Raw genomic sequence first — 8,937 nt, 5'->3', positions numbered from 1 at the left:
ATGTTCTGATCACCAGAGAATCTTCCACAATCATAACGCGAATCTTTTTCATATGACCTGCCTGATCGTGTCGAGTAGGATTTTCTGGTTGAATTCCTGCTTCGGCAAATAAGCTTCAGCACCCAGCTTCAGGCCGCGTTCCTGATCTTCTCGTCGGTCTCGAGAGCTGACTATGATTACTGGTGTTTTAGATAGTCTCGGATCAGCTTTTAGCTGCTGCAAGAGAGTCAAGCCATCCATTCGTGGCATTTCAACATCTGAGATAATGAGGTCGACCTGATGGTTACTGAGAAAGGCCAGCGCCTCAACTCCATCGATTGCGATGTCAACATGATACCCCTTGGCTTCCAGGATACTTTTTTCCAGAATCCTTGTTGTGAAAGAATCATCAACTACCAGGATTCGAAGTTTCTGCTGCTCCATTTTCCTCTGTGCAATTTCCAGCGGCTGTCCATGCCGAAGCTGATGGTAAGCTTCGAACAAGGCAGGCGGATTTAACACCAGAGCAATTGCAGCGCGATCGATCAACAGGCCCCCTGCGAAGCGATTGGACCGGGAAAGGGGGGGGCCCAGGTCTTTAATCAGGCCCTCTCTTTCGCCCAGGAGGCCATCAACTGCCAGGGCTAAACGCTTTTCTCCAAATTTAATAACGGCAAATGCTAGAGCGTTGTCATTCGACTTAACCGATCCATCTTGCATGCCAAGCAGTCGAGATAAAGCCATAACAGGTATATAGATGCCTTTAACCTTGATAACCGGTCGACCTTCAACAGAAGTGAGTTCATTGCTTCTTTCCCGCTGCACACATTGGACTGCGTGCGTCGGAATCGCCAGGGTTTGCCCCTGGCACTGCATCAACAAAAGTCGGTGTGTTGATACGCTAAGGGGGACAGAAAACTTGAACCGACAGCCCTGTCCCGGTGTACTTTCGACGACAACTTCGCCTTGGAGCCTCTCAATGGCATCTTTAACGATCGAAAGCCCAACTCCTCGACCCGATATTTCGGTAATTTGCTTGGCCGTTGAAAAGCCCGGATGGAATACCAACTGCCGTAGTTCTTCATCTGAAATTTCATCTATTTTTTGTGCATCAATGAGGCCTGCTTCCAAAGCCTTGGAGCGAATTGAATCAATATTTAATCCTTGTCCATCATCGGCTACAATTAACGCCAATCTTCGCGAGGCGGCTTCCAGCGAGAGACTGATTCTTCCAGAGATCGGCTTCTTGAGAAGGGCACGTTGAGAAGCGGATTCTATGCCATGGGATAAAGCATTTCTTAGTGTATGCATCAAAGGGTCTTTAAGGGCTTGAAGAACGACTCGATCCGCTTCGATATCCATCCCAATCATCCTAAATTCGATCTCTTTCTGTTCATCTTTGGCCAAATCCCGCATCATCTTTGAAAAGCTCTCGAAAATGTCGGCAGCTGGCATGAGCCGAGCAGTTTGCACCTCTTCCTGGAGTTGTTCACCTAAACGTCGAAGCGTGAAATTATCGTTCTTTTGGTCAGCAGAAGCTGCACGCAGCTGTCGTCCTAAGGCACGGACCTGGGTTTCAATAAAGCTCAAATATTTTACGAGTTTGCTTTTATCTGAGTCCTTGGTGCTCTGACGCAAATATTTTGCAGAGTTTTTTTGGATGATACCCCATTCCTTCTCGATGTTACTTACAACCTGACTCATCTCTTTGAAATGAAAGGCATTCTCTTCCTGATTGCGACTGAAGCTGATAACTTCGCCAGCAGTTTTAATGAGCCGATCAAAATGCTCGGCGCTTAATCGCATAGTATCGAAAGAATGGGAGTTTGTTCTTGCAGGAGCTCGGGTGCTAGCTGGAACTACGAGAGTTGGCGCTGCAGGTCGAGATGTTTCTGAGCCAGCGATAACCAATTGAGGCGAATTCACAGCTTCTGGCGGAATTTTTGAAGACGGGGCGGGCTGTACGGACCCGCTAGGGCTTATCGAAGAGATCAGCTTCCCTTCAACAAGCTGGTCGAGAGCTTGAAGTAAATCAATTGAACCAGGCTGCTCTAGATTTGATCGAGACGCTGTGACGATATCCTCGATGAGATCCAGAGACCGAGAAACGATCAATTGAAGATCTTTGGATACGGATAGCTTGCCTGTTTGAATTTGATGGAAAAGAGTTTCGAGTCGATGAGCCAATTCCATAACTGATTTAAGATCGACTACCCTGGAAGCACCTTTTAAACTATGCGCGCTGCAAAATGCCTCGGCAATGCCAACTTTTACAGCGTTTGATTCCCCAGTGGTCCCAGGCTCCACCGCTGCTAAAAAAGCACGAATCTGTGCCAGATGCTCTCGGTGTTCAACATCAAACGCGGCTAGTAATTTTTGCTTTATGTCTTTCAAATCTGATATCTCTCGACTGTGCTCTGGAGTTGCTGGCCCAAAGAATTAAGGCTCAAAGCAGCTCGCTCAAGCTGATTCGTGCTCGCTGCCGTCTGCTCTGCTCCAGTCGTAATGGCTCTCAAAGCCAGGGTGATCTGCTCGAAACCGATCTGTTGCTGGCTTGTTGCTCCTACGATTTGCTGGAATGCAATGGTACTATCTTTGCTGGTGTTGCTCATCTGCAGTATCGTCTTTTCAGCGATTTCAGCCAGGATCTTTCCAGATTCAACTCGTTTCACAGCTTCTTCTGTTAACATGACGGAACTATTAATGCCGCTTTGGATATCACCAAGAATGGACCGTACCCGCACCGTTGATTCTTTTGCCTGGTCAGCAAGGTTCTTAATCTCATTGGCAACGACAGAAAAGCTACGTCCCTGCTCTCCAGCCGCCGCGGCTTCGATGGCGGCATTCAATGCCAGGAGGTTGGACTGTTCAGCAATGTCAGTAACATTGGCTATGATTTCTCCGATCGCTTGGGTCCTTTCACTCAGTGCTACAATTTTTTCTGCAACTGCTTCCACCTGCTCACGGATCGCGACCATATTTCGGTTCGTATTTTGCACAGCTTCAAGCCCAGTGCTTCCTGCCTGGGAAGCATCGGAAGCCGTGGAACTTACCTGACGAGCGCGATCAGCGATTTGTGCCCCGGATTGGCCGATTTGTTCCATGGTGGTTGTTGTCTCTTGGACCGAGGCGGCTTGCTGCTTTGTTGCTGCAGCTTGCTGCTGAACTGAGGCCAGCACCTCTGTTGAGGCAGCTCCCAGGTTCTTCGCGACAGAAATATTCTGACTCGCTAAATCTCTGAGGTTGTCGAGCATCGTGTTAAAAACCTTCGAAAGTTTGCCAATTTCATCGGTAGAGTAAACAGCAAGTTTCTCCTGCCTGAGATTGCCTCTCGCGATTCCTTCAGCGACGCGAACTAGATCATTCATCGGTGTTGAAACTTGTCGTGTGATGATCAAGGCAATAGCGGAGCTGACCAGTATAATGATAGCGCAAGTCGTAGTTTGACGATTTGTAAAGGAGCCTATTTTTTCTTCAGATATTTTTGTAAATTCGCGCACTGTGTCGCGAAGCTGGGAATCCAGGAGCGAATTTTCGGACTTCAGAGCTTCCAAGGATGCCGTCGCAGAAGGGTCATTCTTGGGTATGCTCAAAAATTTTTCACCAAGAAGAATGAACTCGTTAATCTCCTTGAGATTGTCCGTCAGCTGATCTTTCAAGGCCTGGGTTGGTGCAGGCATTATATCGATGCGTTCTTCATGACCCAAATAGGCCTGAATACTTCCCCCATCCCGCAATGCGATAGTGGTCTCTGTCATAAAGCGCTTCGATTCGGTCAGATCAATTTTGTCTCCCATCGAATTGAGGAGTATTTGATTAAAGAAACGCTCCTGAAATACTCGGACGCGGCTGCCTAAGTGTACAGTCATGGCATCTTGCTTCTGATTCTCCAGTTGCATAAGTACCAGCGTTAGGATGATCCCTACTCCAATGGTAAAGACAAGGGGAAGAAGCGCCAATTTTCTACCGACGCTGAGACGATTGAGTAGATTACCGCTACTTTGAGCTCTCACCGAGTATCTCCTCGAAATTTTGCGATGCGACTATGCAACACCTTTGAAAATGGAATGACTAAGAACTGCGTTCAAATTCAGAAAAATCAACGCGCCGTTTCCAACGCCTTTCACGTATTGACCAACCATGCTTGCACCAAAGCCATCCTGGCAATCTATCGATGCCTTTGCTATGGTTTCCACTTGATGGACGTTGGTCACTTTCAAGCCGACCTCGAATTCCCCCCCCCTCAACAATAGAATGTAACCACGGCTTTCGTCGTCGGCGAGAACAGGCAGATCTAAAATAGCGCTGAGATCGATGACGCAACGAATCTCACCGCGAATGGAAACAGCGCCCTTGAGTTCTGGAGGACAGCCAGGAATAGGAGTGCAATCTGCATACGGAATGATTTCAGCAAGATCGGCTATAGGGAGGCAATAGCGCTCTTTCCCCAGCTGAAATGTCATGACCGATATAGTGTCAACGTGAGTACTCTTTCGAACGCGAGCCGCCATGCGCTCAGCGCGCTCTTGAAACACCAATTTGCTTTTAGCGGCTCCAGACGAAAAGATTTCTTCAAGAGCATCTTGATTGGCTTTCAACCGCTTTCGGATTGCGGTCCAATCTATTGACTTTGGGACCGAGGACTTTCCGTTTGACATAGTTTATGCAGCCTCCCCGATTGTCTTCAAAATATTGGTCAGCTGCAAAGCAGTCATTCCATCGCCTTCAACCAGAACACTGTCCATGCTTTTATCGGCCAGCAGGGTCGAAGCATTGGTGAGGTAGCGGCGAGCTTTATCTGCCTGCTGCAATTTTAGATAAATAAGCCCAAGATGATAGTGGGCGATAATGAAGTTCCGATCGAGATATATGGCTTTACGAAGAGCTTGCTCAGCATCTTGATCTTTGCCCAACTGCAACAAAGCGAGGCCGCGAAGAAAGTAAGCTCTCGCATCAAGTTGGTCCTTTAGAATCAAATCATCAGCAGCCAGAAGAGCTCCTTTGAGATCCCCAGTGTTGATCATCCGACGGCATTTGAGATAGGAGTCATTGGTATCGATTTGAAGAGGCAAGCATGGCGTCGTTGCAATAGGGGGTGTATCAGCGTGTGAAAGTGCCGGAAACTGCTGCAGTATTGGCAAAACAGGAGCTGAAAATTGTTCTTTCGTTGGCTTTTTCTTTTGGAAGATTAAAGCGCCAGGATAGGGGATGAGATCAAACGCTTTATATAGGTTAATATTAATCTCAGAATACCCTAAGAGTAGCCAGCCCGAGGCGGCTAAACAACGATCAAATTTAGGCAATATTTCCGCGACCGTGTCTTGATTAAAATAGATCATGACGTTGCGGCACAAAATAAGATCGAACGGTTCAGGTCCATCGAATCGAGGCGGATAATAGCCAGTAATAAGATTGTGGTGAATAAAGCTGACGCCTTCTTTATACTCAGAATTGATTTCCCAGGATTTGTCGACTTTTTTGAAACATGACCTTTTTAGCTCGTCCTTCACTGAGCGCAAGTGCCATTCATCAAACATTCCTTTTGCAGCTCGATCAAGAAAACCGCGGTTGATATCAGTTCCCAGAATTTGAACGGACCATTCTGGTGCTTGGATTTTCAACTCCCGCCGCAGGAGGATCGAGATAGAATAAGGTTCAGCGCCTGTCGAGCAGCCTGCACACCAGATGGTAAGTCTTTTTCTTTCCAGATTCTTCTTAAGTAAGTGCGGAAGTATGATTTGTCTTAAGGCATCAAATTGCTCCGTATGGCGGAAAAAGTAGGTTTCCCCAATCGTTAATTCGCCAATCAGCAGATCCAACTCACTACCAGCTGCAGTGGAAGATGCAATAAGTTTCAGGTAGGAGGCGTTATCCATGAATCCAATAGTCGTAAGGCGGCGTGCAATGCGGCTTGCTAAATCTTCGTCTTTGGCGAGGTAATAGGATAATCCAGTCACCGCGATGATGAATGATTTTAGCTCTGCAAAATTTGCACCTTGCAATATTTCCAAGGTGTCGTTTTTGGGGCTTGTCATGAAGCCTCTTTTGTCGCGTTCACCATCGGTTTGAGACAGGATGCATTGCTGTTGAGTTTTACAGAAGTTTCACAGGAATTTGCTATGTTTTTTAGTGATAGGACAGCGATGAAGTCCCTGCCATCGGGGAGCATTGCAAGAGCAAATCCATTGAGGTTGGCTTCGAAGCGAAGTGGCTTAAGATCTTCAGTAGAAACGGTTTGGATTTTTTTAACGGCCTGCGTTAAAAATCCGACGGTTCCTTCCTTGTTTCGAGTCAATATAATGTGAGAATATAGTCCAACTTCAAATTCCTGAAGGCCTAGCAGGCGGTTCAGTTTTAACACTGGAATGGCTTCGCCACCTAAATTCAGAATTCCCGCCAGCGATTCCGTGAGGCCCACAGGAGCAGATAGTTCTGCCATGAGAACAACTTCACAAATCTCCTCGAGAAGTGCCGCGCATTGCTGAGACGCAATACTAAAGATCAGATATTGCTTTTGAGCCAGACCTGATTCAACCATGAGGAACCTCTTGTCGAACAGAAATGTCAGAACATAGTAATTAAATATTCCAAGGCTTGGACATGCCACTGACAAGGGAAACACTGATATGTATCTCTATTTTGTTAGGTAGGTTTCAGGCTGTCAAGGCTGCAAAATTTGCCTGAATGGGAATCGCGCTCTTTCCGCCGCGCTTATACAAAATACCACTCCGTTTGCTTTGGTTTTTGCAAGGCCCGCGCGGACACGCTCAATGATTAACTCGCGTTCGAACTCTGCAAAATTGTCTATGCAGGGCTTCTGCTCGCGGCGATGCTCTGTGTTGTAGGGCCCAAAAGTTCTCAAGCGGGTATTTCACAACGGGCAGTCGGACTGCGGATTTCCAGGTTTTCAGAACGGATTCGGGATATGCCGCGGACATGGCGTAAGATTCCGACTTCGCTTTGCATTGGTAGTCAATTTATCGGGAGTCACGATGTGCCTTTCAACTGCCAGATCGGCAAGACATCGTGCTCACAGTTTTTCAATTTGCGGTCATCATTTATTTGATGATTGCGACCAAGCAGTGCAAACTTTGGTGGATAACGGGCGAATTCGGGGCTCAAGCTGTAGGACTGCAAGTAGCTGAAATGCATACGGATTTACAAGAACATCAAGTTCTTAACCTTTTTCGTCTAGAACGTGTCCCTTTATAACACAGCAGCAAGAAGGATCAATAGGGCGGAAGTGCCGCGCCATCGAAGACTTGCAAGGCTTTGGGGCTTCCCGCTGACCCTGGCTCATAATTCATTTGACATGGGACACGGGACCCCTATAGTCCTTCCCTCAAAGCTCCGTTTTGCAGGAGATCGTGGATATGAGTCTTGTCTTAAAACAGCTGAGTGTTCCCGTGGCATCCGGTGATCCTGATGCGCAGCTGCGCCCGCTCCTGGCCCAGGAACTCGGCATTCCCGAGCGGGAAATCACCTCGCTCCGTATTTTGAAGAAATCCCTCGATGCCCGCAAAAAATCGCGCATCGTCTATCACTATCAGGTGAACTTTGATTGCGTGGACAATGCCGCTGTTCTGCGCAATGTCGGTGAAAAAGTGGAAACCTATGTGGACCGTCCCTTTTTCCATCCTATGGAAGGCATGACCCTTGGCGGCAAACGCTTCCGTCATGCGCCTATCATTATCGGCAGCGGCCCGGCCGGAACCTTCGCGGCTCAGGTGCTCAGCGAAATGGGTCAACCCTGTGTCGTGATTGAACGCGGCGAACCCGTGGAATCCCGGATGCGCACGGTGCACCGCCTTCTGCGCACCAGTGACTTCAATAACGAATCCAACTACTGCTACGGGGAAGGCGGCGCCGGAACATTTTCCGACGGCAAGCTCACCTGTGGCCGCAATCATCCGTTGATCCGCTATCTTTTTGAGCAGTGGGTCCGCTTCGGTGCACCCGATGAAATTTTGTACGATGCTCATCCGCATATTGGCACAGACTATCTGATGATCATTGCCAAGCGCACCCGGCAGCATCTGGAATCGCTTGGTACGCAGTTTCTCTTCAACAAGCGTTTCGTCACGTTTGAAAGTGGTGGCGCCAATGCCCGCTATACCGTGACGCTGCACGACGGCACGAGGCTCGATACGGATCATCTGGTACTGGCCATCGGTCACAGCGCCCGCGAAACCTATGAGATGCTTCTCGACAAGGGTCTGGCGATCGGCCCGAAACCGTTTGCCATCGGCGCTCGCTTTGAGCATCCCCAGGATGTGATCGATAAGATTCAATTCGGCAGCTGCACGCTTTTGCCCGCAGCGGAATACAAACTCGCGGCTCAGGCCGAGGGCCGTGGCATCTGGACCTTCTGCATGTGCCCAGGTGGGCACCTGATGCCGACCGGTGCTCAGGAAGGCCATCTCGCGATCAATGGCATGAGCTATCATGCGCGAAACAGTGGCTTCGCCAATGCCGCAGTGGTCGTTAATGTGACGCGCGAGGATTTTTATAAAGGCCATCCGCTGGACGGTATGCATTTCCAGGCCGCTATTGAAAAAGCTGCCTTTGCCGCCGGTGGTGGGAAATATTTCTCGCCAGCACAGCGTCTCACCGATTTTCTCAAGGGCCGCGACAGCAAAGGCACTCTTTCATCCAGTTATAAACCGGGTGTGACCAACTCCCGGCTGGATCACATTCTGCCTGAATTCGTGGTCAACAGTCTGCGGGGGGCTCTGACGGAATATAACAAACGCATGCAGGGCTTTTTGAGTCCTGAAGCGATCGTGGCCGGCGTCGAAACCAAAACCTCGGCTCCGATTGTGATGTTCCGCGATAAGGGTCTGCAATCCGAAAGCCATCCCGGCATTTTCCCTGCTGGAGAAGGCGCGGGCTTTGCCGGCGGTATCGTCTCGGCAGCCCTGGATGGCGTGAAAATAGGTCGTGCTGTCATCGAAAATG

General features: G+C 48.8%; 7 protein-coding genes. 1 reads left to right on the top strand and 6 read right to left on the bottom strand.

Annotated features, from left to right (window positions below; all coding sequences use genetic code 11):
* Positions 1 to 48: 48 nt before the first annotated feature.
* From VE954_RS43675 to VE954_RS44660, 6 genes are all read right to left on the bottom strand, one after another.
* Positions 49 to 2,373, bottom strand: coding sequence for a hybrid sensor histidine kinase/response regulator (locus tag VE954_RS43675; protein ID WP_324965162.1), 2,325 nt, complete (start codon positions 2,371 to 2,373; stop codon positions 49 to 51).
* Entirely contained in the window at positions 2,370 to 3,992 is a 1,623-nt protein-coding gene (locus VE954_RS43670) for a methyl-accepting chemotaxis protein (protein WP_324965160.1), read from the bottom strand. The genes VE954_RS43675 and VE954_RS43670 overlap by 4 nt, the downstream gene beginning before the upstream one ends.
* Before the next feature lie 30 nt (positions 3,993 to 4,022).
* On the bottom strand, positions 4,023 to 4,577 hold the full coding sequence (locus VE954_RS43665; RefSeq protein WP_324965158.1) for a chemotaxis protein CheW: 555 nt from the start codon (positions 4,575 to 4,577) through the stop codon (positions 4,023 to 4,025).
* Positions 4,578 to 4,640: 63 nt separating this feature from the next.
* Positions 4,641 to 6,014: a CheR family methyltransferase gene (locus VE954_RS43660; RefSeq protein WP_324965156.1), complete on the bottom strand. Its 1,374-nt coding sequence runs from the start codon at positions 6,012 to 6,014 to the stop codon at positions 4,641 to 4,643.
* The gene (locus VE954_RS43655) at positions 6,011 to 6,517 is read right to left on the bottom strand and encodes a chemotaxis protein CheW (protein ID WP_324965154.1); all 507 of its coding nucleotides are present in this window, start codon (positions 6,515 to 6,517) and stop codon (positions 6,011 to 6,013) included. Before VE954_RS43655 ends, VE954_RS43660 begins: the two co-directional genes overlap by 4 nt.
* Before the next feature lie 123 nt (positions 6,518 to 6,640).
* Positions 6,641 to 6,841, bottom strand: a complete 201-nt coding sequence (locus VE954_RS44660; RefSeq protein WP_414699081.1) for a recombinase family protein — start codon at positions 6,839 to 6,841, stop codon at positions 6,641 to 6,643.
* A 511-nt stretch (positions 6,842 to 7,352) separates the two neighbouring features.
* On the opposite strand from VE954_RS44660, the gene VE954_RS43650 reads away from it, so the two are divergent.
* Positions 7,353 to 8,937: NAD(P)/FAD-dependent oxidoreductase (locus VE954_RS43650; protein WP_324965152.1), on the top strand; the 1,585-nt coding region annotated here is incomplete at its 3' end.

The sequence above is a fragment of the Oligoflexus sp. genome (assembly GCF_035638955.1).
GTDB lineage: Bacteria > Bdellovibrionota_B > Oligoflexia > Oligoflexales > Oligoflexaceae > Oligoflexus.
Note: the sequence above shows the minus strand (reverse complement) of the source record. Positions and strands in the feature narration are given on the sequence as shown.